Below are 26570 nucleotides of genomic sequence, written 5' to 3'. Positions count from 1 at the left end.
CCGTGTGCGACACACGGGGCCCCTCCCGGGTGGAGCAGGATCAGCCGGCTGCCTTGACGAGCGCGTCGCGCGTCGCGGCCGGGAACCAGTCGTAGCCCTCGAGGTACGGGTCCGGCTTGATGAACTCCGGCGACGACCAGACGATGTCGAACTGGTTGTCCTTGTTGATCCGGCCGATGTGGCCGGGCTTGTAGATGTGGTGGTTGTCGCCGTCGAGCGTGATCATGCCCTCGGGTGCGTTGAAGGTGATCTTGTTGGCCTTGGCGGCGGCGTTGATCTTGTCGACGTCGAACGAGCCGGCCTTCTCCACGAGCGCCTTGTAGAGGTACAGCGAGTCGTACGCCGCCTCCATCGGGTCGGAGGTGACGCCGGAGCTGCCCGGGTACTTCTTCCAGTCGGCGATGAACTTCGGGTTGGTCGGGGTCTTCAGCGACTGGAAGTAGTTCCACGAGGCGTAGTTGCCCGAGACGTCGTGGCCCATGGCGGGGGCCTCCTCCTCGGCGATCGAGACGGAGATGATCGGCGTCGTCTTCGGCGACAGGCCCGCGTCGTAGTAGGCCTTGATGAAGCCGACGTTGGAGGAGCCGTTGATGGTGTTGAAGATGAAGTCCGGCTTCGCCTTCACGATCTTGGCGACCTGCGTCGTCCAGTCGGCCTTGTCCAGCGGGACGTACTCCTCGCCGACGATCTTGATGCCGAGCTGCTTGGCGTACAGCTTGATGATCGCGTTGGCGGTGCGCGGGAAGACGTAGTCGGAGCCGGCCAGGAAGAGGGTCTTCACGCCCTGCTTCTTGAGGAAGTCCATCGCCGGGATGATCTGCTGGTTGGTGGTGGCACCGGTGTAGTAGATGTTCTTCGACGACTCCAGGCCCTCGTACTGGACGGGGTAGAAGAAGAGGCCGTTGTACTTCTCGACCACCGGCTTGACCGCCTTGCGGGAGGAGGACGTCCAGCCGCCGAAGGTAGCCGCGACGCAGTCCTTGGTGAGGAGCTTCTCCTCCTTCTCGGCGAAGGTCGGCCAGTCAGTGGCTCCGTCCTCCTGGATGGGGACGATCTTCTTGCCCAGGATGCCGCCCGAGGCGTTGATCTCGTCGGCCGCCATGTGCAGCGTCTTGGAGACGGTCTTCTCCGAGATCGCCATGCCGCCGGTGAGCGAGTTGAGGAAGCCGAGCTTGATCGTGTCTCCCGAGGTGTCGACACAGGACTTCGGAGCTGCGGAGGGAGCCGCGTCCTTCGTGGTGGCGCCACCGCAGCTGGACAGGAGAAGACCCGTCGCGAGCGCGGCAGCCGTCACGGACAGCGTGCGGTTGCGGGAATTGAACACCTTGGTAAGACCTCTCGGTAGGACCACTCGGTGAAGCACGGATGTGCTCTCGTGGCCCTGACCGTAGGAAGCAGGCGTTTCAGTTATTACCGAATGGAATTAAATCCCTGTTACGCGCGCCAGCGTCGCGGAGAGGCGCTCCGCGGAGGCGCCCAGGCCCCACTGCTCCACGAGGGCGTCGAGCACGTCACGATGGCGCGGCGCGCCCGGCAGGACCGTGTCGTGCTCACCGAGGTCGATGTCGCGGGCCACAGCCACCACCTTCGGGGCGACCGCCAGGTAGGCCTCGGCGTCACGCAGCCTGGCGCGCGGGCCCGGTCCGAGGTCGCTGGCCGGGTCCTCCACGGCCGCCACCAGCGTCGGGATGTCGGAGAAGCGCTGCAGGAGCGTCGCGGCCGTCTTCTCACCGACGCCCTTGACGCCGGGGAGGCCGTCGGACGCGTCGCCGCGGAGTGTCGCGAAGTCGGCGTACTGCCGGGCCTCGATGGCGTACCTGTCGCGCACCCAGGCCTCGTCGACGCGGTCGTGACGGCTCACGCCGCGGCCCACGTAGAGGACCCGGACCGCCGCGGCGTCGTCCACGAGCTGGAAGAGGTCGCGGTCGCCGGTGACGATGTCGACCGGCATGCCGGCGCCGGTGGCCAGCGTGCCGATGACGTCGTCGGCCTCGTACCCGTCGGCACCGACCACGGCGATGCCGTACGCAGCGAGGACCTCGCGGATGACCGGCACCTGCACGAGCAGGGGATCGGGGATCTCCTCGACGTCAGGCGCGCTCGCGACCTCCTCGACGACCCGGTGCGCCTTGTAGCTCGGGATGAGGTCGACCCGCCACTGCGGACGCCAGTCGTTGTCCCAGCAGCAGACCAGGTCGGTGGGGGAGTACTCCTCGACGAGGCGGCTGATGTAGTCGAGCAGGCCGCGCACGGCGTTCACCGGCGTGCCGTCAGGCGCCCGCATCGAGTCCGGCACCCCGAAGAAGGCACGGAAGTAGAGCGACGCGGTGTCGAGGAGCATGAGGCGCTGGGTCACGGCGGAGATTCTGCCGGACGTCCCCGACGAGGCCCTCTGGGCAGCTGTCCAGAAAACATCGCGAAATGGCAACCACCGGTGGCCTTTGTGGGTACCGTCACATCCATGCGCACCGACTTCGGAGGCGGTTCCCTCCAGTCCCAGGTCCTCGGCCTGGTGCTGCGCCACAGCGCGCGCCGGATCATCGACGCCTGGGCCTGGGCCCCGTCCCTGCCGTGGCCCTACGGCGTGGTCGACCAGCTCGGCCAGCTGCAGCGCAAGGTCCCCGGAACCCGGTTCGAGGAGTCCCGCATCGGCCCCATCCGCGCGCGGGTCGTGCGCCACGGGTCGGCCCGGCCCGGGCGGCACGTCCTGTACTTCCACGGCGGCGCGTTCCTCGTCGGCGGCTGGCACCTCCACGGCGGGCTGCTGTCGCGGATCGCAGCGGCGACGGGGGCGACGGTCACCTCCGTGGAGTACCGCCAGTTCCCCCGACACTCGGTCACCCAGTCCACCGCCGACGGCCTGGCGGCCTATCGCCACCTGCTCGCCCAGGGCGTGTCCCCGGAGGAGATCGTCTTCATGGGCGACTCGGCGGGCGGCTTCCTCATCTTCACCGTGGCCGACGCCGCCCGCGAGGCCGGGCTTCCGATGCCGCGGGCACTGGTCGGCATGTCGCCGCTGATCGACTTCGACTTCATCCGTACGCCGGTCGGCCGCACGCGTCGAGGCGACCACGTCTTCGGGCCGCGTGCGCTGCGCACCTTCGGCCGCGTGGTCGGCGGCGCACCCGGGGCGGTCCGCACCCCGGTCGACTGCGACCTCGCCACCCTGCCGCCGGTCCTGCTGCAGGTGAGCTCCAGCGAGGCGCTCTACCGTCAGGTGGCCCGCTTCGCGCAGCTGCTCGAGGAAGCAGGCGTCCCCACGGACCTGCACGTCTGGCCGGGACAGGTCCACGTCTTCCAGGCGGCGTCCGTCGTGCCGGAAGCGGTGGAGGCCGTCGGGGCGCTCGCGGCATGGGCGGACCGTGCCTGGTCCGCTGTCAGGGGTGAGGCCGCCGCCTCGGCGTGAGGACGTCGGTCACCGGTCCCGGCGTGTCGCAGACCGACACGCCGATCGTCTGGAAAATCCCGGCAAACGAACCGTGACGCGGGCCTGTCGCTGACCTGCGGGTTCGTGCGTTCGCGCTGGTCAGACGAGGGTTGACATCGACGCCGGAAACCAGCACATTCGGGCAGTCCGCCCGCGCAGCCGTCGCGGCCGAACCGGCCGGAAGGCGCCGTACTCCTCGGGTCCCCACCAGTTCCGAACGAGTGCGGTGTCCGCCAGTCGGGGACCCGCTTCGGGGGCAGACGCGCAGGAACCCGACTCCCTAGACAACTTCCCGGCCGTCGCAGCCAGCAGCGCACCGGGTGGGCCCGAAGGGTCGGGCCACTCCTTCGCCTGCGGAGGGAGGGGTGCGGGCACGCCGGTAACCTAGCCGCCGTGCCCACCCGCCTCCTCGTCGCCACGACGGCCGGTGTGGTCACCGCACTGGCCTTCGAGCCGGTGACATGGGCCTGGCTGATGCCGGTCGGGCTTGCCGCCTACTTCCTCGCGGCCCGCGGCGCGACCCCGACTCGCGCCGCGGCCGCTGGCGGTGCCTTCGGCCTGGCCTTCTTCGGCACGCACCTGCTCTGGATGCGCACGCTCGGCAACGATGCGTGGGTGGCGATCACCCTCCTCCAGGCCGCCTTCCTCGTCGTCCTCGCCGTGGTCCTGGCCCGTCTGGGAACGCTCCGCCTCTGGCCGGCCTGGTACGCCGTCGCCTGGCTCGCCGCCGAGACCGTACGGGGTCACCTGCCGCTCGGGGGCTTCACCTGGGGCGACCTCGGTCTGGGAGTGATCGACACCCCGGTCGCGAACTGGCTCCCGTGGATCGGCGTACCCGGCGCGGGCCTGGTGGTGGCCTGCCTCGGGGCCGGGCTCGCGTGGCTGCTCACCGAGGGTCGGGGGAGGGGAGCGCTGGTCGTCATCGCGGGGCTCGTCGCGCTGCTGGTCCTGCCTGCCTGGGTCCAGCCGCCCCGCCACGGCACAGGGACCGCCACGGTCGCACTCGTCCAGGGGGACGTGCCCGGCGACGGCACCCTCGTCGCGACCCACCACTACGAGGTCACCCGTTCGCACTCCGACCTCACCGTCCGCCTTGCGAACGACGTCCGGGCCGGCCGTGCGCCCATGCCGGACTTCGTGGTCTGGCCGGAGAACTCCACGGCGGTCGATCCCGAGGCCGACCCGCGAGTGCGTCGCGACATCAGCCGCGCCCTCGCGCATGTCGGCCGTCCCGTGCTGGTCGGAGCCATCTCCGACGACCCCCGCGACCGCACCCGGGTGATCAACCAGGGCATCGTCATGGACCCGGCCACGGGCCCAGGGGAGACCTACGTGAAGGCCCATCCGGTGCCGTTCGGCGAGTTCGTGCCGTGGCGCGGCGTCTTCGGCACGCGGTTCACCGAGGACCTCGGCCTGGTCCGCCGTGACATGGAGGCGGGCACCCGCCGGACGCCGCTCACCATCGCGGGGACCGAGGTCGCCGACGCGATCTGCTTCGACGTCGCGTTCAGCCAGCCGCTGGCCGACGAGGTCCGTCGCGGTGCACGGATGGTCGTCGTCCAGACGTCCAACGCGACCTTCATCAACACGCGGCAGATCGACCAGCAGTTCGCCATCACGCGGGTGCGCGCGAAGGAGCTGGGCCGGGACGTCGCGGTTGCCTCCACCAATGGGCGGACCGGCTTCATCGACGCCGACGGCGACCTCGTCGACACTGCCCAGACGCGGACGAGGGACGTCCTCGTCCAGCCGGTGCAGCTCTACGACAGCAGGCCCCCGTCGCTCTGGGTCGGACCTGTCCTCGGTCCCGTCGCCGTGGCGTTGACGTTGCTTGGGCTCGCGTTCACGTCCCGCGCGTATCGTCGCAGGCGTGAACAGCGAAGGACGCAGTGACGTGAACGACGGGCTCGGCCGTACCGTCATGGTCGTTCCCACGTACAACGAGGCCGAGAACCTCGCCTGGATCGTCGGACGGCTCAGGGCCGCTGAGCCCGAGGTCGACGTGATGATCGTCGACGACGGCTCGCCCGACGGCACCGGTGCGATCGCCGATGCGCTGGCGGCCGAGGACCCGCAGGTCCAGGTCGTGCACCGCACGGAGAAGGCCGGCCTCGGCGCGGCGTACCTGCACGGCTTCCAGGTCGCGCTCGCCCAGGGCTACGACGTCATCGGCGAGATGGATGCCGACGGCTCGCACCAGCCCGAGCAGCTCTACCGCCTGCGGTCGGCGCTCCTCGACGCCGACCTCGTGATCGGCTCTCGCTACGTCCCCGGTGGGTCCGTCGTGAACTGGCCGCTCTTCCGACGGCTGCTGTCGGCCTTCGGCAACCTCTACGTCCGGCTCCTGCTCGGGATCCGCGTGCACGACTCCACCGCCGGCTACCGGCTGTTCCGGCGCACGACGCTGGAGAAGATCGACATCGGCACGGTCAACGTCACCGGCTACGTCTTCCAGACGGACATGGCCTGGCGGACCCTCAAGTCGGGCCTGACCGTGCGTGAGGTCCCCATCGAGTTCGTCGAGCGCGAACGGGGTGACTCCAAGATGAGCCGGGCGGTGGCTGTGGAGTCACTGCAGCGCATCACCTGGTGGGGGCTGAAGCAGAGGTGGGGCCAGGTGCTCCGCGCCTTGGGCGGCATGCGACGCTGAGGGTGTGACCACCTCCGTACGCAGCGTCCCCGGCTGGCTGCTGGCCGTCCTCTTCATCGGTGTGCCGCTGCTCGAGCTGATCGTGATCGTGCGGGTCGGCCAGACGGTCGGGGTCGGGTGGACGATCCTCCTGCTGGTCGCCGACAGCCTGTTCGGCGCGTGGCTCCTCAAGCGCGAGGGTCGGCGCGCGCTCGCGGCACTCGGCGCGGCGTTCGGGTCCGGACGGATGCCCGCTCGCGAGATCGCCGACGGCATGCTGATCCTGGTGGGCGGCGTACTGATGCTCACGCCCGGGTTCCTCTCCGACATCGTCGGCTTCTTCTGCATCCTGCCCTTCACGCGCCCGATCGCACGCGGTGTGCTCACCCGGTTCGTCGCAGCGCGCCTGGTCGTGCTGCCGTCGCGACCGCTGGCCGGTGGTCCCGACCTCGGCGGAAATGAGCAACGACCCCGCCGGGGGCACCACGACGTGGTGCAGGGCGAGGTCGTCGACGACTGACCGAGCCGGGCTCGGCGGTGCATCGGCTCAGGCGTTGGCCTTCTTCTTGGCCTTGCTCGGGCGGTGCAGGTGGGCCGGTCCGATCTCGCCACCGCGCAGGAGCTCCAGCCGCTCGGTGAGGATGTCCTCCAGCTCCTCGACCGAGCGACGCTCGAGGAGCATGTCCCAGTGCGTGCGTACAGGCTTCTCGGCCTTCTCCTCGGGCAGGATGCCCGCTGCGCTCAGCGCGACGGTGCCACAGCGCGGGCACTCCCACTGGGCCGGGATGTCGGCCTCGACCGACATCGTGATCTCGAAGAAGTGCCCCTGCGGGCAGTTGTAACCGACCTGCTGCCGTGCAGCGAACTCGATCCCGCGCTCGTCCTCGAAGCTCTGGCCTCCGAGACGAGCCCCGCGCAGCGTGCGCTCTGCCATTGCTACCTCCGGATGACGTGGGGTGGTTCCCGTTGATGTGGCTCTCGCTGATGGGACGCACGGGAGCCGTCACCATGACGCGAGGAGCCGACACCAGTTGGTGTCGTTGTCATCAAACGTACGGGCACGGGCAAGGATTCCCCGACCGGCCCGAGTCGTCAGACGGTTCCAGCGTCCCGCATACCGCGCGCGGTGTCGACCCGCGCGAGGAGGGCGCCACCCACCACGAAGAACACGATCAGCGCGAAGATGGCAGGGCGGTAGGACCCGGTCAGCTGGTAGACGAGGCCGAACGTCAGCGTGCCGAGCCACGAGGTGCCCCGGTCCATCGCGTGGTAGAAGCTGAAGTACTCCGCCTCCTTTCCGCGCGGGATCAGCAGCGTGAAGTAGGACCTCGCCAGCGCCTGCGTGCCCCCGAGCACGATGCCGATCGCTGCGGCCAGCGCGAGGAAGGCCGGGAAGTTGCGGTCGGGCACGACCAGCGCCACCGTCACGATGACGATCCAGCCGCCGATGCCGGTGAGCACCGTCCGCTTCGCTCCCACGCGTGCCGCCAGCCGCCCGAACCCGATGGCACCACCGACCGCGACGAACTGGACGACCAGATAGGCGAGCAGCACGTCGCCCGTCGCGAAGCCGAGCTCCTCCACCCCGAACGTCGACGCCGACGCGACCACGGTCTGGATGCCGTCGTTGAAGAAGAGGTAGGCGACGAGGAAGGTCACGGCGACCGGGTAGTTCCGCAGGTCGCGCAGCGTGTGTGCGAGCTGGCCGAACGAGCGGTGCAGCACGCCGCCCTCGACCCGCTCCACGTCGACCGGAGCGTGCCGGCGGATCCCTCGCCACGGGATGAGGGTGAACGCCGCCCACCACGCCGCTGCGGAGAGCAGGCTCAGGCGCACCGCCATCGACTCCGTGAGGCCGATCCCGTCGTGGAACTTCACCATGGCGAAGTTGATGGCCAGGAGCAGTCCGCCCCCGGCGTAGCCGTAGGCCCAACCCGTCGAGGAGGCCCGGTCACGCTCGTGCTCCTCGGAGATGAGCGGGAGGATCGCGTCGTTGATGACGATCGAGGCGCCGAAGGAGAGGTTCGCGACGAGGAAGGCGACCACGCCGAGCCAGACCGTGTCGCGGGTGAGGAAGAAGAGGAGAGCGGCCGAACCCGACCCGAGCCATGCATACCCCGCGAGCATCCCGGGCTTGCGGGCACTGCGGTCCGCGACGGCACCGACGAGCGGGTAGAGGACGGCCCCCAGCAGGGTCGACACGGTGATCGTGTACGACGGCAGCGCTCCGGGCGCGATGGCCAGGCCGAGCAGGTGCAGGCGGCCGTGCTCGCCGACCGCGTCCTCGGCCACGGCGATCAGGTACGGCGCGAACAGGGCGCCGAGCACGGTGGTGGCGAAGGCGGAGTTGGCCCAGTCGTAGAAGTACCACGCCCGCTGCTCGCGGGCCCGCTCCAGGGGGCGCAGGTCGGCGAACGTGCTCATGAGTCCTCCACGGAGTGCCACAGGCCCAGCTCGGTCAACGTGTCACGCAGGAGGTCGGTGCGGTCGGTGAAGATCCCGTCCACGCCGAGCTCGTGGAGCCTGCGGATCTCCGCCGGGTCGTCCACCGTCCAGACGTGGACCTCGAGTCCGGCCGCGTGTGCCTTCTCGACGAACCGACGCGTGACGACACGGACGCGCCCGTGCCGCACCGGCACCTGCAGGGCCCGTGGGCGCCCCATCGTCAGCCGCCCGGCAACCCGCCCGCTCGGGGAGGCGAGGAACGCCGCCACCTCCAGGGGATGGGCCGACGTCGGCACCGCGCCACGCGTGAGCCGCCGGAACTCGCGCAGCGCGGCAGGCGAGAACGAGCCGACCATGACGCGATCCTCCACGCCGCGGTCCGTCAGGAAGCGCGCCAGGGGAGCCGCTGCACGGCGCGACTTGATGTCGATGTTGAACCTGGCCTCGGGAAAGGCGTCGACCAGGTCGGCCAGCGTCGGCACCGGCTCGCGGCCGCCCACGCGGGCCGTGCGGACCTCGGCGTACGTCAGGTCGGCGAGGGCACCGGTCAGGTCGGTGACCCGGTCCAGCCGCTCGTCGTGGAACGCGAGCAGGACGCCATCGCGGGTCACGTGGACGTCCGTCTCCAGGTGCCGGTAGCCCAACGCATAGGCGTGGCGGAAGGCGGCCAGCGTGTTCTCGAGGCCCTCGAGCTCCGGGTGGAGGGCGCCGCCACGGTGCGCGAACGGGATCATGCAGCCATCGTGGCAAAGAACCCGTGACGCGCCATGGTGCGACCTGCTCAAAACAGGGCATCGGGGGAGTAGGTTCGCTCCATGGACGCGGAGTCGATGGCCTGCCCCCGGTGTGGCGCAGGGATGGTGCAGCGCGGCGTGGGCCGCATCGAGATCCAGCAGTGCCCGGACGGGCACGGCATCTTCCTGGCGCGCTACGAGCTGGCCGAGCTGATCGACGCCGAGCGTGCGTGGCACGAGTCCGACGGCCGGCACACCATGGCGATCCCGCGGATCACCGCCGACATGACGGCGCCTCCGCCGCGGCCTCCGCGCGCCCAGGCGTGGATCGCCACGCTCTTCGACTGACCCACACGCAGTCGAGCCCGCCACGACCAGGGTCGTGACGGGCTCGTCGTGCATCCGGTCAGATGTCGCGGAAGGTGACGATGTTGGCGCCGAGCTCGTTGAGCCGCTCGGCGAGGTCCTCGTAGCCACGGTGGATGACGTACGTCGACCGGAGCACGCTCGTGCCCTTCGAGGCCAGCATCGCCAGCAGGATGACGACGGCCGGGCGCAGCGCCGGCGGGCACACGATCTCGGTGCCGGAGAAGTGCGTGGGGCCTTCCACGAGCACGCGGTGCGGGTCGAGGAGCTTCACGTTGCCGCCGAGCTTGGTGAGCTCGGTCAGGTAGATCGCGCGGTTCTCGTAGACCCAGTCGTGCAGCAGGGTCTGCCCCTCGGCCACCGCGGCGATGACCGCGAAGAACGGCAGGTTGTCGATGTTGAGACCCGGGAACGGCAGCGGGTGGATCTTGTCCAGCGGCGCGCGCAGCCGGGACGGCTTCGGCGTGAGGTCGACCAGGCGCGTGTGGCCGTTCTCGGCGAGGTACTCCGCCGAGACGTCGTAGCGCAGCCCCATCTCCTCGAGGGTGGCGAGCTCGATCTCCATGAACTCGATGGGCACGCGCTGGATGGTGATCTCCGACTCCGTCACGATGGCCGCCGCGAGCAGGGACATCGCCTCGATCGGGTCCTCCGACGGCGCGTAGTCGACGTCCACGTCGATCTCGCGCAGACCCGTGACGGTCAGCGTCGTGGTGCCGACACCCTCGACCGTGACGCCCAGCTTCTGCAGGTAGAAGCAGAGGTCCTGGACCATGTAGTTGGAGGAGGCGTTGCGGATCACCGTCGTGCCCGGGTGGAGGGCGGCCGCCATGAGCGCGTTCTCGGTGACGGTGTCGCCGCGCTCGGTGAGGACGATCGGCTTGCCCGGCTCGATGGCCCGGTTGACGCTGGCGTTGTAGGAGCCGTCGGTGGTCTTCACCGTCAGGCCGAACGGGCGCAGGGCCGACAGGTGCGGCTCGACAGTGCGCTCACCCAGGTTGCAGCCGCCGGCGTAGGGGAGGGCGAACTCGTCCTCGCGGTGCAGCAGCGGGCCCAGGAACATGATCACCGAGCGGGTACGACGCGCAGCGGCCTCGTCGATGTTCGAGAGGTCCAGCGTGGCCGGCGGGATGATCTCGAGGTCGTTGTCCTCGTTGAGCCAGCGGGTCTGCACGCCGAGGCTCTCGAGCACCTCGATCAGCCGGTTGACCTCCTCGATGCGAGCGACCTTGCGCAGCGTCGTCCGGCCCTTGTTGAGCAGGGAGGCACACAGCAGCGCGACGCCGGCGTTCTTGGAGGTCTTCACCGCGATCGTGCCGGAGAGCTTCGTCGGACCCGTGATCCGCAGGTGCGTCGGGCCGGCTCCCAGGGAGACGATCTCGGAGTCGAGAGCGGCACCGATGCGGGCCAGCATCTCCAGGGAGAGGTTCTGGTGGCCCTTCTCGATCCGGTTGACGGCCGACTGGCTGGTCCCGAGCAGGTCAGCGAGCTGCTGCTGCGTCAGGCCACGGTGCTTCCGCGCGTCGCGGATCAGGTTGCCGATGCGTCCCAGGTAGTCCTCGGTCATGCATCCAAGGTATCTCAGATATGAGATACGTCAACGGAAGGTCACGCGGGACGCGCCGGAGGAGCGCGGGCGCGAGCAGCCCCGTGCAAGGATCGCACCATGCGCGCAACGACGATCCACGGCACCCGCGACATCCGTCTCTCGGAGGTCCCGGACCCCCGCATCGAGAAGCCCACGGACGCCATCGTGAAGGTGGTCGCCGGCTGCATCTGCGGCTCGGACCTGTGGCCCTACCGCGGGGAGAACCCGATCGTCGCGGGCAACACGATCGGCCACGAGTGCATCGGCCTCGTCGAGGAGGTCGGAAGCGACGTCCGCGACATCCGGGTCGGCGACTTCGTCGTCGTCCCCTTCGACCACTGCGACAACACCTGCGTGCACTGCGCCGCCGGCATGCAGTCCGCCTGCGTCAACCTCGGCTTCACCGTCAGCGGCCAGGCGGAGTACGCCCGCGTCACGCAGGCCGACGGTTCCCTCGTGAAGGTCCCGAGCACCCCGGACGCGTCCCTGGTCCCGTCGCTGCTGGCCCTGGCCGACGTGATGCCGACCGGCTGGCACGCCGCGGTGTCCGCGGGGGTCCGCCCGGGCGGGACGGCCGTGGTCGTCGGCGACGGCGCGGTCGGCCTCTGCGGCGTCCTGGCCGCGAAGCAGCTCGGCGCCGACCGGATCATCGCGATGTCGCGCCACGCGCCGCGGCAGCAGATCGCGACGGCGTTCGGTGCCACCGACATCGTCGCCGTCCGCGGCAAGGAGGCGACGGCGGCGGTCCTCGAGCTCACCGGCGGAGCGGGCGCCGACTCGGTGCTCGAGTGCGTGGGCACCGACGACTCGATGAAGACCGCGTTCCACGCAGCCCGTCCGGGCTCGACCGTCGGGTTCGTCGGCGTACCCCACGGCGTGGTGCTGCCGGTCTCGACGATGTTCGGCCGCAACGTGGGCCTGGCCGGTGGCATGGCGCCGGTCCGCAAGTACCTGCCCGAGCTGCTCGCACTCGTCCTCGACGGCGCGATCGACCCCGGCCGCGTCTTCGACCTGACCCTGCCCCTCGACGAGGTCGCAGCCGGCTACGAGGCGATGGACGAGCGCCGGGCGATCAAGGTGATGCTGCAGCCGTGAGCGAGCGCCTGCAGATCCGCGCCGACGACCTCAGTGGGGGAGAGGTGCAGGCCCTGCTCGCCGAGCACCTCGCCGACATGTACGCCACCTCGCCGGCGGACTCGGTCCACGCGCTCGACCTCGAGGCCCTGCGCGCACCCGACATCACCTTCTACAGCGCCTGGGACGACGGCACCCTGCTCGGCTGCGGCGCACTGCGCGACCTCGGCGACGGCCACCTGGAGATCAAGTCGATGCGGGCGGTCCGTGAGCACCGCGGCCGGGGCACGGGTGCCGCGATGCTGCTGCACCTGCTGGCCGAGGCCGCACGCCGTGGCGCTGCCCGCGTCTCCCTCGAGACCGGGGTCGAGGACTACTTCGCTCCCGCCCGGCGCCTCTACGCGCGGCACGGCTTCGTGGAGTGCCCGCCGTTCGCCGACTACGTGCCGGATCCCCACTCCGTCTTCATGACCCGCGCGGTCTGACGCAGGTCGGCGTCGGCCGCGTCACCGATGCCAGCAGCCGTACGTCGACCCCACAGATGTCGCCGAGATCGCGGTAGCGGGCCCGGAGGACCGGGTCCATCCGGCCAGGCTCGTTGGTCACCACGACCCAGGTCGGCGCATCGTCACCGCCGAGGATCGCCGACAGGTCGGCGAGATCGGGGTCCTTCACCCGCAGCGGCAGGATCCACAGGTACGGGTACGGCGACTCCAGTCCCGTGCCGAGGAGGACTTCCGGGCTCCCGTAGAGGCTGACGACCGTGTCGCCGGGAGCAGCCACCGCGGCGATCGACCGGCCGACACGCATCTCCGGTGAGTGGATCGGGTGCCGCACCGCGTAGGCGAGGCCCGGCACCACTGAGCCCACCAGGACGACGGCGGCCAGCGCGCACGCGACCCGCGTCACCGGGCGCCGCTCGGATGCGGCTGCGCCGGCGACGCCCGCGAGCACCGACAGGGGCACGACCGCCTGGACGAGGTAGTGCGTCCAGTAGCCGCCACCGGCGATGACGGAGACCAGGTCCCACACGAGCACGACGACGAGCGCCATGGGGGCCGGTTCCAGGAGCCTGCGCCGCAGGACGAGCGCCACCCAGGCGAGGACGGGCAGCAACCCGCACAGAACCGCCACCCGCACGAGCTCGCCGGGCCGACCGTTCGCCACGGACATGCGCGCCGCGGCGGCGTGCGCCTCGACCCGGAAGGGGAACATCGCGTCGTAGAGGGCGCCGAGATCGGTGCCGGCGTGGACCGCGTAGCCCAGCACGACCGCGAGTGCGACCGAGGCTCCGGCCGCGGCAGCCGGGACCGCCCTGCCCGCGACCGTCCGGAGGTCGGCCCGGAGATCGGGCCGCCGCAGCACGAGCAGCAGGAGGAGCACGACGGCGTAGACACCGACGTCGATCATGTTCTGCTTGACCAGGACCGCGCAGGCGGCCGCGGCGCCGGCCAGCAGCCCGCGGCGTACCGGGTGAGCGCGGAGAGCGCCCGTCCAGGCCCAGACCCCGAGGGCCACGAGCGGTGCGGCCAGGAGCTCGCCGTCGACGACCTGCGCGCCGCTGCGCGGGTTGGCCAGCAGCACCGCCGCCACGAGGGCCGCGGGAAGGACCGCCCGCGGGCCGGCCACCCTCCGCGCCGTCGCCGCCGTCAGCAGGACCGTGACGATCACGACCGCGCAGGCGAAGAGGCGGAGGGCGGTGACCGGGAAGACGACCCCGGCGAGGGAGTCGGCAAGACGGTAGGGGAGCAGGAGCAGGGGCGGCCGGTCGACCCAGTAGTCGCCGTACAGGCTGCTGCCGGGCTTCCACTGGCGGGCGAGGACCAGGAAGCCGGCCTCGTCGTGGCTCGCGACGCCGTCGACGAAGGGAAGGCGCGCCACCGCCGCGGAGAGCGCGGCCAGTCCGGCGCCGGCGTACAGGAGGCGGGTCCTACGGTCCACGCACGCGAGCGTACGGACGTCGACGGTCCGGTTCATGACGAACTCGTGAACCGGACCGGTCGGGAGCCGGCCTCAGAAGCGGGTCGCGCCGGGAACGTCCGGGGGAGTGCAGCTGCACAGGTCACACGGCAGGTACACGTGCACGGCGTGCCCGCATCCCGTACACGGACGATCGTGTGCGAGGTGGACGGTGCTCTCCTCGACGGTGTCCCACATGACCTGCTCCTCTGACGTGTCCGACACCGGTGAGACGGGGGCCACGCGAGGACATGACGTGAGTTTCTGGGCAGTTGTCAGAAATCCGTCACGGCTGGTCGACGAAGACCCCGCGCTCGCGGTCCTTGGCGACCTTCCCGGCGGAGAAGACCCGGCCGCTCATCACGATGTGCACGCCGGCCGGGAGGAGCTGGACTGCCGTGAAAGCCGCGCCGAGGTTGAACGCCGCGTCACTGCTGGCCATCGCCGACGGCCGCATGGCGCCGGTCAGCACGACCGTCTGGTCCGCAGCCGCCAGGTGCGCATCCAGAAAGGCCGCGGTCTCCGGCATGGTGTCGGTGCCATGCGTGATCACGACGTGACGCCCCGGCAACGCGTCGACCGCCTGGCACAGCACGACCCGGTCCGCGTCGGTCATGTCGAGGCTGTCGAGGGCGAGCACCGGGGTGACGTCGTACGTCAGGTCGGTGAGCACCGGAGCGAGCAACGTCTCGACCGCCGGCGTACCGATCTCGAGCTCACCCGAGAGCGAGTAGACCTTGTCGATCGTTCCGCCCGTGGCGAGGACGTGGATGTGCGGCATGCGGCGACGATACCGAGCGAAGCCTCCCGCCGGGCGGCCGCCCTGGGTTAGCGTCGCGGCATGAGGACACGGCGGGCCGCACTTGTGATCGCGTCTGCCTGCATGGTGCTCACCGCCTGCGAACCCCTCTTCGAGACGGCCGCGCCGGCCCAGGGGAGTGGACCTGCCTCGCGGCCGGCGACGGCCTCGGCGTCGCCGACGCCTTCCCAGCGCACGGCGGTCTCCCGTGGGCAGGACCGGACCCTGACCCCGGCTCAGCTGTCGGCGATGACGCAGGCCCGCATGAGCGTGTCCGACGGCGACATCATGCGGCAGCTGGCGAACACCGCCGAGCGCATCGCGCAGAACCTGGCAGCCGGCGGCGGCTCCGTGCCGGCACCGACGAGCGTCCAGCCGGGCACCAACCGGGCGCTCGGCTACCACCTGCTCCTCGACTTCGGGTGGCCCGCTTCCGAGTGGCCCGCGCTGGATGCGCTCTGGCAGCGCGAGTCCGGCTGGAGCCAGGTGGCCGAGAACCGCTCGTCCGGCGCGTACGGGATTCCCCAGTCCCTGCCCGCGAGCAAGATGGCCGCCGTCGGTCCGGACTGGAGGACCAACCCGGAGACCCAGATCCGGTGGGGCCTGGCGTACATCGGAGCGCGGTACGGAAGTCCGCACGCCGCGTGGGCGCACTCGGAGAAGTTCGGCTGGTACTGACGTTACGTCAACCTGTGGCTGCTGGCCGGTGCCGACAGCGGAGGTTCGACGGCCGTCGGAGGTCGGCTGTCGACGGACGCCGCCTCCTGGGTGTCGCGACTTCGACGAGCTCTCCAGGCGAGTTGCGTGAGCGCCGTTCTGAGCGCGTGCCGCGCCGCCGTCCCGGACAGGTTCCGTGCAGGCCGTTCTGAGCGGGTGCTGTCAGAGCGGCTTCGGGCGAACCGGATGGCCATGGCGACGGGCTCGGCTCAACGGAGGCAGCGAGACGGCACGAAGGACGCGCGGATGGCGCCGACAGCGACCGCACGAGCGGTCACGACGGAGCGGACGCGCACACGAACGCCACACACGCCGGCTGTGCACGGAGAACGGCAGGGAGATCGGCGACATGCGGGCCGGGGAAGCCCCTCTCGCCGACTCCCGGCACAGTTCCGATAATGGACATTATGTCATTCCGTGTGGCCGTGAGCTCCTCCAACCCTTCCTCCCCCTCCCGGCTACAGTCGCCCGCATGCTGACCCGTACGGCGCTGGGCGCCGCCTCGCTGCTTCTGATCCCGGCTGCCGCACTGAGCGCGTGCGGCGCGAGCAAGGACGCCGACGGCGCTCCGGCCGCACAGCCCACGGCCGACTCCACGTGCACCTACGCCAAGTCCGGGCAGGCGGCAAAGCCGGCGACCCTGCCGGAATCGGAGCCGACCGTGAAGGGCGCCCAGCACCTCACGATCCACACCAGCCAGGGCGACATTCCGGTCACCCTCGACGCCGATGCTGCTCCCTGCACCGTCAACTCCTTCGTGTCGCTCGCACGCCAGGGCTACTACGACAAGACGACGTGCCACCGCTTCATCAACGACTTCATGGTCCAGTGCGGCGATCCGTCCGCCACCGGCATGGGTGGCCCCGGCTACTCCTTCCCCGACGAGCTCACCGGTAAGGAGACCTACCCGCTGGGCACCCTCGCCATGGCGAACGCGGGGCCGGACACCAACGGGTCGCAGTTCTTCATGATGGTTGCGGACTACCCGCTTCAGGCGCAGTACACGGTCTTCGGCAAAGTCGATCCCGCCGGCCTCAAGGTCCTGGCGAAGATCAACAAGGGCGGCAACGGACCCGACGGCGTGGCGCCCTCACCCGCCGTCGACATCTCCTCGATCAAGTAGCCCTCACCGTCCTGTCGCCACACCCATCACAACCCGCTCTCCCGTCTCGACCGTCCGGCTGACGGTGCAGAGCCGGTCATGGGTGCGTGCGATGGCCGACGGGAGGATCGCGCGTGCAGCATCTCCCTCCGGGCCCTCCGGGAACTCGACATCGAAGGTCACGGTCAGGTTCTGCATGCGGGTGCCGACCTCGTCGCGCACCTTCTCTCCCATAGCCGCCACGCGGAACACCGTCGCCGTCGCGCGGCGCGCCGTGATGGGATCCACCGTGACCGCGGCGCAGCCCGCGAGCGCTGCGAGGAGCAGCTCGACCGGCGTGAAGTCCGGGTCGTCTCCCCCGCCAAGGGTGATCACGCCCCCGCGCGCATTGGTGGCCCTGAACCGCGCGGGACCGATCTTCTCCAGCCCGACCTCACGATGCGTGTCACTCATGGGCCGAGACTACGCGCGCCGTCCGGCGGCACCCGGCGTGTGCGCAGGGTTCTGTCGGAGGTCGCTGTTTGGATGGGCACATGCTCCTGATCGGACTCCTCCTCGGACTTCTCGTCGGTGCGGCCCTGGGCTGGCTCGCGGCCCGTGTGCGGCTGGATGCCGCGGCTGCCGCCCTCCCCACGCCCGTCGTCGAGGACCCCGAGGTCGCGGCCGCCCACCACCGGGCGGAGATCGCCGCGATCCGCCACGAGGAGGCCGAGGTCCGCGCGACCCTCCAGGCCGAGGTGGCCCACGCCGAGGCGACCGTCGCCGGCCTGCGCGACACGGTCGCCCGGCTCCAGCAGGCGCTCGTGACGGCACGCGACGACCACCAGGCGCTGCTCGAGAGCCAGCGTCGTGACCAGGCCGAGCGCCAGCGGGCCGAGGCCGGCCAGACCCAGGTCCTGAAGACCCTCGCGCCCGTGGCTCAGCAACTGCTCGCGATGCAGCGCAAGGTCGACGAGCTCGAGCAGCAGCGTGCGCTCCAGCACGGCGAGCTCGCCGAGCAGCTGCGCACCACCCGGCGTACCGCCGAGGAGTCCCGCAAGGCGGCCGACACCCTCGCCTCTGCCCTCGGCAACAACGCCACCCGCGGATACTGGGGCGAGACCCAGCTCAAGACGCTGGTCGAGTCCGCAGGCCTGCTCCCCCGCGTCGACTTCACCACCCAGGCGTCCATCACCGCCGATTCGGGCGCACGTCGTCCCGACATGGTCGTCAACCTCCCGGGCGGCAAGCAGATGGCGGTCGACGCCAAGGCGCCGTACACCTCCTTCGTCGAGGCGTTCCGGTCATCGGCCGACCCGGCCGAGCGCCACCGCCTGCTGGTCGACCACGCCCGGAAGATCCGCGGCCACGTCGACGCCCTGTCCGGCAAGAGCTACTGGACCGGCCTCGACGCGAGCCCGGAGTTCACGGTTGCGTTCATCCCCAACGAGCAGCTCCTCAACGCTGCCCTCGAGGTCGACCCCTCGCTGATGGAGTACGCATTCGCCAAGGGCGTCGTGCTGGCCACGCCCGCCAACCTCTGGGCGGTCCTGAAGACGGTCGCCTACACGTGGCGCCAGGACGTCCTCACGGAGGACGCGAAGCGCCTCTTCGACCTCGGCCAGGAGCTCTACCGGCGCATCTGCACGCTTGCGGGCCACGCCGAGAAGATGCGCAGCTCGCTCGAGAGCGCGGTCAACCACTACAACTCGTTCGCCAGCTCGCTGGAGTCGCGCGTGCTCGTCACGGCCCGCAAGCTCGACCAGGTGGACGAGGCGAAGCTCCTCCCCTCCCCCACGCTCATCGAGAAGACCCCGAAGCGGATCGTGGCCGCCGACTTCGAGGCGCTCCGCGACGTCGCACGAGACGAGCTTCCCCTGCACGTCGATGACGCGGTGGACGCAGAAGTGGTCGACGACTCCAGCGCCACCGGCTGATCCGGGAAGCCCCGGCCCCGACTGCGACCGTCAGAAGCCGGGAAGGCGCGCGGGTGCGAGCAGCAGGAACGCCGTGATCAGACCGATGCCCAGCAGCCACACGAGCAGCCTCGCGGCGCGACGCCGACCCCGGGAACGTCGGGCGGACGACCGGGCTGCACCTCGGCGACGACGCTCACGCTCCTCGAGCTTGTCCGCGAAGACGCGCAGCGTCGGGTCATCGGGAGCCCGCCAACCGGGGAGTGCCATGTCGTCCGGCCTGTCGACGGCCGCCGCACCCACGACGGCTTCGGCAGCGACCCGCTGAGTGGGCAGTGCAGGTGGGCTCTGCTGCTGGAAGGCAGCGGCGGCAGGCTGCGCGGCGGAGCCGGCCGAGGCGGGCGCCTGCGAATCCGACACCTGAGACGTCGCCGTGGCCGCGACACCCGGCATGGCCGCCGGCGCTGCGACCGGCACGGTCGCCGGCATGGGCGTCGCGGCCGCATCAGCAGCGGGCGCGGGACTCGGGACGGCGACGTTCGGCGCGGCCGGCGTCTCCAGGAGCGGCGCAGTGATCACCGGGATGTTGCCCGTCAGGTGACTCCAGTCCTGCGGCGGCGGCACGGGCGCGCCGAACGGGATCCGGCACAGGGTGCACTTCACGGCGTCGACAGGCGACAACGTGCCACACCACTCGCAGCGCTTCTCGTCCACCGCTGTCGTCGCTCCTCCCGCGATTTCCCAGCAGAAGGATAGACGGATCGGGAAGCCCAGTTGTGCCGATTCCGGGCGAAAGCCACAGCGGAAACCTTGGACGTCCAACCTCTATGCAGGGAGGCTACTCGTCAGTATCTTGCGGATGTAATCCTCGTCACACCCCAGGAGCTGTTGATGCGTCTCACCCGAGCAGTGGCCACCGCATGCGGGGCTGCTTCGATCGTCGTGGCCGGACTGGCCGCGGTCCCCTCCCCCGCGATGGCGGACGGCCCCGGGGTCGGATCCCCGTGGATCGTCTCCGTCGGCGACTCCTACATCTCCGGTGAAGCCGGCCGCTGGGCTGGGAACACCAACAACGGAGAGTCGCTCCACGACGCCGGTGGCAGCACGACGTACTTCGACAACGCCAGCCACACCGCGGAGGTGATCAACCGCTGCCACCGCGCGTGGACCGCCGAGATCAACATCGGACGCGGCGTGAACTCGGCGAACCTGGCGTGCTCCGGCGCCAAGACCGCGACCGTGGCCTCGGACAGCAGCGGCAACTTCAAGCCCGGCCTCGACTTCTACAACGGTTCTGCCGGCCAGGGCCAGGCGCTCATGCTGCAGAACTTCGCCAGCACCCACAACGTCAAGATGGTCGCGGTCTCCATCGGCGGCAACGACTTCAACTTCGCCGGCATCGTCCAGCAGTGCGTGACCGACTTCCTCGGTTCCTCGTACCTCTGGAAGGACTACTGCAAGGACGACTCGATCGTCACCAGCGCGATGGCCGCCTCCAACGTCACCGCCCGCCGGGCCGCGATCAAGAACGCGTTCCTCAACATCCGCACGGCCATGCAGAACGCCGGATATGCAGACAACAGCTGGACGCTGCTGGTCCAGAACTACATGTCGCCACTCCCCAACGGCACGGGGATCCGCTACGCCGAGAGCGGCTACACCCGGCAGAGCACCGGTGGCTGCGGCTTCTGGAACGCTGACGCCGACTACGCCAACGGCACCCTCCTCCCGACCATCAACAACGCGGTCTTCGGCGCAGCCACCGACGCCGGGCTGACCAACGTGAAGACCCTCAACCTCAGCAACGCGTTCAACGGACGCCGCCTCTGCGAGAACACGGTCGGCCTGCTCGAGGAGAAGGGACTGAGCAGCTGGCAGTCCCCGGGCGCCGTCGACCAGACGGAGTGGATCAACACGATCCGCACGGCCACGGCGACCGGCAACTACTACATCCAGGAGTCCCTGCACCCGAACTACTGGGGTCAGGGAGCGCTCTCCAACTGTGTGGCCCAGGCATACAACGGCGGCACGCCCCGCGGAGGCACCTGTGTCCGAGGGGCCAACGGCCTCAACGCCTACGGCGAGCCCAACATGACGCTCAGCTGAGCGACTGCTCCCCGACGCCGAGACGGGCCTTGTGCCGGGATTCCCCGGCACAAGGCCCGTCTCACGTTTCAGTCGCGTCGCTCAGTCGGCGAAGGCCTCCGGCGGCGGGCACGCGCAGACCAGGTTGCGGTCGCCGTAGGCGTTGTCGATGCGACCGACCGGCGGCCAGTACTTGTCCGGGTCGATGCCGGTCGGGAAGACGCCCACCTCGCGGGAGTAGGCACGCTCCCAGTCGCCGACGATCGACCGGGACGTGTGCGGGGCACGGGCCAGCGGGCTGTCGTCGTGGCTCCACTCCCCCGCCTGGACCTTCGCGATCTCGCCGCGGATGGCGATCATCGCGTCGATGAAGCGCTCGAGCTCGGCCAGGTCCTCCGACTCGGTCGGCTCGACCATGAGCGTGCCGGCCACCGGGAACGACATCGTCGGCGCGTGGAAGCCGTAGTCGATCAGGCGCTTGGCGACGTCGTCGACGGTCACGCCGCTCTCCTTGGAGATGCCACGCAGGTCAAGGATGCACTCGTGCGCGACCAGGCCGTTCTCGCCCTTGTAGAGCACCGGGTAGTGCTCCTCGAGCCGGGCCGCGACGTAGTTGGCGGAGAGCACCGCGGTCGCGGTGGCCTTCGTCAGGCCGGCAGCCCCCATGAGGCGGACGTAGGCCCACGAGATCGGCAGGATGCCGGCCGAGCCGTACGGCGCAGCACTGATCGGACCGATACCGGAGCGCTTCTCCGCCAGCGGGTGCTGGGCGTGCGTCGGGAGGTACGGCACGAGGTGCGCGCCGACCGCCACGGGGCCGACGCCGGGACCGCCGCCGCCGTGCGGGATGCAGAAGGTCTTGTGCAGGTTGAGGTGCGAGACATCTCCGCCGAACTCACCCGGGCGGGCGTGGCCGAGCAGGGCGTTCAGGTTCGCTCCGTCGACGTACACCTGGCCGCCGTGGCTGTGGACGATCTCGCAGAGCTGCGTGATGCCCTCCTCATAGACGCCGTGCGTCGAGGGGTAGGTCACCATGATCGCGGCGAGGTCGTTGGAGTGCTCGTCGCACTGCTTCTGCAGGTCGTCGAGGTCGACGGTGCCGTCGTCGTTGGACTTGACCACGACCACGCGCATGCCGGCCATGACGGCCGACGCAGCGTTGGTGCCGTGGGCCGAGGCCGGCATCAGGCAGACGTCACGGTGGGTGTCGCCGTTGGCGAGGTGGTAGGCGCGGATCGCGAGCAGGCCGGCGAGCTCGCCCTGCGAGCCGGCGTTCGGCTGGATGGAGACCCCTGCGTAGCCGGTGACCTCGGCCAGCCAGCCCTCCAGCTCGGCGACCAGGCGGTGGTAGCCCTGCGCGTCCTCGGCCGGGACGAACGGGTGCAGGTCGGCGAAGCCCGGGAGCGAGATCGGCTCCATCTCCGCGGTCGCGTTGAGCTTCATCGTGCAGGAGCCGAGCGGGATCATGCCCTTGTCGAGGGCGTAGTCGCGCGCCGAGAGCTTGTGCAGGTAGCGCAGCATCTGGGTCTCGCTGCGGTGCGTGTGGAACACCTCGTGGGTGAGGAACGCCGTCCGGCGCCCGAGCTCGTCGGGCAGCGCATCGGGCGTCGTGCGGTCGAGCTCGTCCAGGTCGAGGGCGGTGGTGCCCTCGACGGTCGGCCCGAAGGCGGCGAGCACCTTCTCGACCGTCTCGTGCGTGGTCGCCTCCGAGGTCGACAGGCCGACCGTGTCGGCGTCCACGAGGCGCAGGTGCAGGCCCGCGGCACGGGCGGCCTTCACGACCGCCTCGGCGCGGCCCGGGGTCGCGACGGTGAGCGTGTCGAAGAACGTCTCAGAGCCGAGCGTGTAGCCGAGCGCCTTCAGGCCGGCCGCGATGACGGCGGCGTAGCGGTGGGTGCGGGTCGCGATCGCGGTCAGGCCCGCCGGGCCGTGGTACACGGCGTACATCGAGGCGGTGATGGCCAGGAGCACCTGTGCGGTGCAGATGTTGGAGGTCGCCTTCTCGCGGCGGATGTGCTGCTCGCGCGTGCCGAGTGCCAGGCGGTACGCCGGACGGCCCTCGGAGTCGATGGAGACGCCGACGAGACGACCCGGCATGTGGCGCTCGAGGCCCTTCGCGACCGCCATGTAGCCGGCGTGCGGGCCGCCGTAGAAGAGCGGGACGCCGAAGCGCTGCGACGAGCCGACGACCACGTCCGCACCGAGCGCACCCGGCGCCTCGAGCAGGGTGAGGGCCAGCAGGTCCGCCGCGACCACAGCGAGGCCGCCCTGTGCGTGGGTGGCCTCGATGACGGCGCGCGGGTCGAGCACGCGACCGGAGGCACCCGGGTACTGGATGAGCGTCCCGCAGACCGTGCCCTCCGGAAGCCCCTGCGTCAGGTCGGCGACCACCACGTCGATACCCATCGCCTCGGCGCGGGTGCGAACGACCTCGATGGTCTGCGGCAGGGCGTCGGCGTCGACGACGAACGGGCCCGCGGCCTTGCGGTTGGCGCGGCGCACGAGGGTCATCGCCTCGGCAGCAGCCGTGCCCTCGTCGAGCAGAGAGGAGTTGGCGACCGGCAGGCCCGCGAGGTCGCCGATCATCGTCTGGAAGTTGAGGAGGGCCTCGAGGCGGCCCTGCGAGATCTCCGGCTGGTACGGCGTGTACGCGGTGTACCAGGACGGGTCCTCGAGCACGTTGCGCCGGATCACCGGCGGCGTGATCGTCGCGTGGTAGCCGAGGCCGATGAGCGGCTCGCCCGGGAAGTTCTGGCCGGCCAGCTCGCGCGCGAGTGCGCCGACCTGGGCCTCGGTCATCGCCGGCGGCAGCGAGAGGTCCGCAGCGGGCCGGATGCCGGCCGGGACGGCGGCGTCCATCAGGCCCTCGAGCGTGTCGTGGCCCAGCGTCGCGAGCATCGACTCGATGTCGGACGGCGTCAGACCGATGTGGCGGTCGACGAAGGGCAGCGCGCGATCGAGGTCGTGCAGGCTGGGCAGGTCGGTCAAGGCGATCTCCATCGGAAGCGTCCCCACGGGACGGGTCGGTCTCGCCTCCCCCTCTGTCACGCCGGTGCAAAGCGCTCCAGAGTTGCCTCAGTCCGCACGGTCCCTGGCGCCTGAGAGGTTCCGGGGAGGAATTGCCCCTTCGGCGCTCCGCTGACGCGGAGACTCTCCCGCGCGGTGTCAGCAGCGGGGCAAGGTTACCTCAGGAGCGGCTCAGGAATGGGCGTGACCGGCGTGCCGGACGCGCGCCCGCTCCTCGGCGTACCGGACCGTCTCGAAGCCGGCCAGCAGCCAGACGAGGACCGCGAGCATCACGACCTGTGCCAGCGCGGGTACGTCGCCGGAGACGGCCCACCCGACGGCGACCAGGACGACGAGCCCGGCGCGGGGCTTGCTGAACGTCCGGAGCGTGCGGAGCTTGAAGCCGATGTGCGCCAGCAGGTACACCATCACACCACCGAACAGGGCTGCCGCCGCGATCGTCCCGAGCGGCTCGGAGAGGTCGTGGTGCGCCGGGTCGCCGACGTACGCCATCGCCTTCTTGAGGCCGAGCGCGAGCAGGGCGATGCCCGCGATCATCGGCAGGTGGAGCAGCGAGTAGGCGTCGCGGGCGAGGGAGACCGACCGGCCCTCCCGGAGCACCGCGGCCAGGGCTTCCTCGCCCTTGATCGCGCTGATGTCGAAGTAGAGCCACCACAGGCCGGCCGCGAGGGCGATGCCGGCGACGGCGGCGGCCACGATCGGCCACGAGATCGGGAGCTCGTTGGTGCCGACGCCGATCGCGACGATCGACTCGCCGAGAGCGATGATGACCATCAGACCGTGACGCTCGGCGAAGTGGCCAGCGGAGCGGAGCCGCCAGCCGCTCGCACCTCCGAGGAACGTGCCGCCGTAGTCGGAGACGACCGCCCCCACCCAGAAGAGGGTGCGATGCACCTCGTCGTGGGTGACGGCACCGAGCACCAGGAAGCCGGTGCTGAGGATGATCGTCGGGAAGAACCGGATCAGCTGGCGCTGCAGGCCTGCGTCGTCACGGGCGTAGGCCCAGAACAGCAGCAGGTGCGTGATCCGGAAGGCGAAGTAGCCTGCCGCGATCACGTACGGACCCGAGAGACCACCGTCGAGGTCGTGGAACGACTCGGGGATCGCCAGGGCGACGAGGAACATCACCGCCATCGCCAGCATGAGGATCAGCCGGATCTCCCCCTCGTCCGCGCGGACCAGGTTGCACAGCCACGAGTACCCGACCCAGCCCCACCAGAAGAGCGCCAGCACCAACATGCCCTGCGCGACCGCCAGCCAGCGCAGCGGATCCGGGTGGGCCATGAACGCCGTGACCTGCGTGAGAGCGAAGACGAAGACCAGGTCGAAGAAGAGCTCGAGCGGTGTGGCGGACTGGTGTTCCTCGGTGCGCTCCATGGCTGGAAAGACTAACGGCCCGCTCCCCCGGCGGGGTGCGGGCCGTCTGTCAGGACGACGCGGGAGTCGGCGGAGGTCAGCCGATCTTGCGGGCGCGGCGAGCGGCGAGCTCGTCGTTGGCGTTGGCAGCGGGGGCCGAGTCCTCGGCACGCTCGCTGGGCAGCTCGGCGAGCGTGCCCTCGATCTCGCGCCAGACGCCGCCGATCGCGATGCCGAAGACGCCCTGCCCACCCTGGAGGAGGTCGATGACCTCGTCGTTGCTGGTGCAGTAGTAGACCGAGGCGCCGTCGCTCATCAGCGTCACACGGGTCAGGTCCTCGGTGCCGCGCTCACGCAGCTGCGTCACTGCGGTACGGATCTGCTGCAGCGAGATGCCGGCGTCCAGGAGTCGCTTGATGACCTTGAGGACGAGGATGTCGCGGAAGGAGTAGAGGCGCTGCGTGCCCGAGCCCGACGCGCCCCGGACGCTCGGCTCGATGAGGCCGGTGCGCGCCCAGTAGTCGAGCTGCCGGTAGGTGATGCCGGCGGCGTTGCACGCGGTCGGGCCGCGGTAGCCCTGGTCGCTGGGCAGCGGGGACACGTCGTCGGTGAAGAGCAGCCCCTGCTCTTCGGCCTCGCCGGCTGCCATCTCGGCAGCGGCGGTGTCCTTCACACCTTCGTTCAGCTCCACGTCGACCTCCGTCGTCTCGCTCCGTCCAACGCAACTCCCGGGGGAAGGTCCGCAGGTGGTGGGGACCACAGCGGTGGAGTTACAACGAAGACACTCAAAGGTAAGGCGGCTCACGGACCGGGTCAACGCGACACCCCGGCGTGTCTCACCCTCAAGTTGAACGTGAGGGTCTGCCCGGGCGGGCTCAGCCCTCGAAGTCCTCGGGGGTGACATGGTCGAGGAACTCCCGGAACCGCTCGACCTCGTCCTCCTGCTCCTCCGGCACGGCGAGGCCCGCCTCGGCGAGGACCTCCTCGGCGCAGACGATCCGCGCGCCGGTACGCAGCGCGAGCGCGATGGAGTCGGACGGCCGCGCGCTCACCTCGACCCCGGACTCGAACGCGAGCTCGGCGTAGAAGATGCCGTCACGCATCTCGGTGATGCGGACTTCGGTCAGCGCGTTGCCGGTGCTGGCGATCACGTCGCGCAGCAGGTCGTGCGTCAGGGGGCGCGGCGGCACGACACCCTGCTGGGCGAACGCGATCGCCGTCGCCTCGACCGCACCGATCCAGATGGGCAGGTAGCGGTCCCCCGCCACCTCGCGCAACAGCACGATGGGCTGGTTGGAGGGCATCTCGACCCTCACTCCGACGACGTCGACCTCGTGCACGTCAACCACACTACCCGCGCAGCCGAG

General features: G+C 70.4%; 25 protein-coding genes and 1 riboswitch. Of the genes, 11 read left to right on the top strand and 14 right to left on the bottom strand.

The window, feature by feature from the left end:
* Nucleotides 1–40 precede the first annotated feature (40 nt).
* Together urtA and Q5722_RS00410 are read right to left on the bottom strand one after the other, a co-directional pair.
* Complete coding sequence (gene urtA / locus Q5722_RS00415; RefSeq protein WP_305026240.1) at nt 41–1324, bottom strand: urea ABC transporter substrate-binding protein; 1284 nt, start codon at nt 1322–1324, stop codon at nt 41–43.
* A gap of 99 nt (nt 1325–1423) precedes the next feature.
* On the bottom strand, nt 1424–2356 hold the full coding sequence (locus tag Q5722_RS00410; protein ID WP_369415004.1) for a 5'-3' exonuclease: 933 nt from the start codon (nt 2354–2356) through the stop codon (nt 1424–1426).
* A 105-nt stretch (nt 2357–2461) separates the two neighbouring features.
* Between Q5722_RS00410 and Q5722_RS00405 the strand changes: the two genes are divergently transcribed.
* The 4 genes from Q5722_RS00405 to Q5722_RS00390 all read left to right on the top strand — a co-directional run bounded on the left by Q5722_RS00405 (nt 2462) and on the right by Q5722_RS00390 (nt 6576).
* Nucleotides 2462–3406 (top strand): alpha/beta hydrolase, encoded by a 945-nt coding sequence (locus Q5722_RS00405; RefSeq protein ID WP_305026239.1) that lies wholly within the window; start codon nt 2462–2464, stop codon nt 3404–3406.
* A 414-nt stretch (nt 3407–3820) separates the two neighbouring features.
* A complete protein-coding gene (gene lnt / locus Q5722_RS00400; RefSeq protein ID WP_305026238.1) occupies nt 3821–5320 on the top strand; it encodes an apolipoprotein N-acyltransferase in 1500 nt (499 codons plus the stop codon).
* Nucleotides 5298–6077, top strand: coding sequence for a polyprenol monophosphomannose synthase (locus tag Q5722_RS00395; RefSeq protein ID WP_305026237.1), 780 nt, complete (start codon nt 5298–5300; stop codon nt 6075–6077). The genes lnt and Q5722_RS00395 overlap by 23 nt, the downstream gene beginning before the upstream one ends.
* 4 nt (nt 6078–6081) lie before the next feature.
* Entirely contained in the window at nt 6082–6576 is a 495-nt protein-coding gene (locus tag Q5722_RS00390; RefSeq protein ID WP_305026236.1) for an FxsA family protein, read from the top strand.
* A gap of 27 nt (nt 6577–6603) precedes the next feature.
* Here Q5722_RS00390 and Q5722_RS00385 read toward each other — a convergent pair whose 3' ends face one another.
* From Q5722_RS00385 to Q5722_RS00375, 3 genes are all read right to left on the bottom strand, one after another.
* Nucleotides 6604–6990 (bottom strand): RNA polymerase-binding protein RbpA, encoded by a 387-nt coding sequence (locus Q5722_RS00385; RefSeq protein ID WP_107699674.1) that lies wholly within the window; start codon nt 6988–6990, stop codon nt 6604–6606.
* Nucleotides 6991–7148: 158 nt separating this feature from the next.
* Nucleotides 7149–8480 (bottom strand): MFS transporter, encoded by a 1332-nt coding sequence (locus Q5722_RS00380; RefSeq protein WP_305026235.1) that lies wholly within the window; start codon nt 8478–8480, stop codon nt 7149–7151.
* Nucleotides 8477–9235, bottom strand: coding sequence for a glycerophosphodiester phosphodiesterase family protein (locus Q5722_RS00375; protein WP_305026234.1), 759 nt, complete (start codon nt 9233–9235; stop codon nt 8477–8479). Before Q5722_RS00375 ends, Q5722_RS00380 begins: the two co-directional genes overlap by 4 nt.
* 81 nt (nt 9236–9316) lie before the next feature.
* Here Q5722_RS00375 and Q5722_RS00370 point away from each other — a divergent pair, with 81 nt between their 5' ends.
* Complete coding sequence (locus Q5722_RS00370; protein ID WP_305026233.1) at nt 9317–9583, top strand: TFIIB-type zinc ribbon-containing protein; 267 nt, start codon at nt 9317–9319, stop codon at nt 9581–9583.
* Nucleotides 9584–9641: 58 nt separating this feature from the next.
* On the opposite strand, the gene Q5722_RS00365 is transcribed toward Q5722_RS00370, so the two are convergent.
* Nucleotides 9642–11168, bottom strand: a complete 1527-nt coding sequence (locus Q5722_RS00365; protein ID WP_305026232.1) for a UDP-N-acetylglucosamine 1-carboxyvinyltransferase — start codon at nt 11166–11168, stop codon at nt 9642–9644.
* A gap of 99 nt (nt 11169–11267) precedes the next feature.
* On the opposite strand from Q5722_RS00365, the gene Q5722_RS00360 reads away from it, so the two are divergent.
* The gene (locus Q5722_RS00360; protein WP_305026231.1) at nt 11268–12284 is read left to right on the top strand and encodes a zinc-dependent alcohol dehydrogenase family protein; all 1017 of its coding nucleotides are present in this window, start codon (nt 11268–11270) and stop codon (nt 12282–12284) included.
* Entirely contained in the window at nt 12281–12748 is a 468-nt protein-coding gene (locus Q5722_RS00355) for a GNAT family N-acetyltransferase (protein ID WP_305026230.1), read from the top strand. Before Q5722_RS00360 ends, Q5722_RS00355 begins: the two co-directional genes overlap by 4 nt.
* On the opposite strand, the gene Q5722_RS00350 is transcribed toward Q5722_RS00355, so the two are convergent.
* Complete coding sequence (locus Q5722_RS00350) at nt 12729–14204, bottom strand: glycosyltransferase family 39 protein (RefSeq protein ID WP_305026229.1); 1476 nt, start codon at nt 14202–14204, stop codon at nt 12729–12731. The genes Q5722_RS00355 and Q5722_RS00350 overlap by 20 nt on opposite strands.
* A gap of 304 nt (nt 14205–14508) precedes the next feature.
* Entirely contained in the window at nt 14509–15003 is a 495-nt protein-coding gene (locus Q5722_RS00345) for an asparaginase (protein WP_305026228.1), read from the bottom strand.
* A gap of 60 nt (nt 15004–15063) precedes the next feature.
* Here Q5722_RS00345 and Q5722_RS00340 point away from each other — a divergent pair, with 60 nt between their 5' ends.
* Complete coding sequence (locus tag Q5722_RS00340; protein WP_305026227.1) at nt 15064–15699, top strand: aggregation-promoting factor C-terminal-like domain-containing protein; 636 nt, start codon at nt 15064–15066, stop codon at nt 15697–15699.
* A 511-nt stretch (nt 15700–16210) separates the two neighbouring features.
* Entirely contained in the window at nt 16211–16861 is a 651-nt protein-coding gene (locus tag Q5722_RS00335; RefSeq protein ID WP_305026226.1) for a peptidylprolyl isomerase, read from the top strand.
* Nucleotides 16862–16864: 3 nt separating this feature from the next.
* On the opposite strand, the gene Q5722_RS00330 is transcribed toward Q5722_RS00335, so the two are convergent.
* Nucleotides 16865–17293: an OsmC family protein gene (locus tag Q5722_RS00330; protein WP_305026225.1), complete on the bottom strand. Its 429-nt coding sequence runs from the start codon at nt 17291–17293 to the stop codon at nt 16865–16867.
* Between the two features lie 80 nt (nt 17294–17373).
* On the opposite strand from Q5722_RS00330, the gene Q5722_RS00325 reads away from it, so the two are divergent.
* Nucleotides 17374–18756, top strand: coding sequence for a DNA recombination protein RmuC (locus Q5722_RS00325; protein ID WP_305026224.1), 1383 nt, complete (start codon nt 17374–17376; stop codon nt 18754–18756).
* Nucleotides 18757–18786: 30 nt separating this feature from the next.
* Here Q5722_RS00325 and Q5722_RS00320 read toward each other — a convergent pair whose 3' ends face one another.
* Entirely contained in the window at nt 18787–19449 is a 663-nt protein-coding gene (locus Q5722_RS00320; protein ID WP_305026223.1) for a hypothetical protein, read from the bottom strand.
* Nucleotides 19450–19626: 177 nt separating this feature from the next.
* On the opposite strand from Q5722_RS00320, the gene Q5722_RS00315 reads away from it, so the two are divergent.
* The gene (locus Q5722_RS00315; RefSeq protein WP_305026222.1) at nt 19627–20841 is read left to right on the top strand and encodes an SGNH/GDSL hydrolase family protein; all 1215 of its coding nucleotides are present in this window, start codon (nt 19627–19629) and stop codon (nt 20839–20841) included.
* An 81-nt stretch (nt 20842–20922) separates the two neighbouring features.
* Here Q5722_RS00315 and gcvP read toward each other — a convergent pair whose 3' ends face one another.
* The 4 genes from gcvP to Q5722_RS00295 all read right to left on the bottom strand — a co-directional run bounded on the left by gcvP (nt 20923) and on the right by Q5722_RS00295 (nt 26543).
* Entirely contained in the window at nt 20923–23820 is a 2898-nt protein-coding gene (gene gcvP, locus Q5722_RS00310; RefSeq protein WP_305026221.1) for an aminomethyl-transferring glycine dehydrogenase, read from the bottom strand.
* Between the two features lie 75 nt (nt 23821–23895).
* Nucleotides 23896–23988, bottom strand: a riboswitch (glycine riboswitch).
* A 30-nt stretch (nt 23989–24018) separates the two neighbouring features.
* A complete protein-coding gene (locus Q5722_RS00305) occupies nt 24019–25224 on the bottom strand; it encodes a low temperature requirement protein A (protein WP_305026220.1) in 1206 nt (401 codons plus the stop codon).
* A 76-nt stretch (nt 25225–25300) separates the two neighbouring features.
* Nucleotides 25301–25852 (bottom strand): MerR family transcriptional regulator, encoded by a 552-nt coding sequence (locus Q5722_RS00300; protein ID WP_305028304.1) that lies wholly within the window; start codon nt 25850–25852, stop codon nt 25301–25303.
* Between the two features lie 226 nt (nt 25853–26078).
* Nucleotides 26079–26543, bottom strand: a complete 465-nt coding sequence (locus Q5722_RS00295) for a bifunctional nuclease family protein (RefSeq protein WP_305026219.1) — start codon at nt 26541–26543, stop codon at nt 26079–26081.
* Nucleotides 26544–26570 lie beyond the last annotated feature (27 nt).

It is taken from the genome of Nocardioides jiangxiensis (assembly GCF_030580915.1).
Taxonomy (GTDB): Bacteria; Actinomycetota; Actinomycetes; order Propionibacteriales; family Nocardioidaceae; genus Nocardioides; species Nocardioides jiangxiensis.
This window is presented reverse-complemented; position numbering and strand designations above follow the sequence as displayed.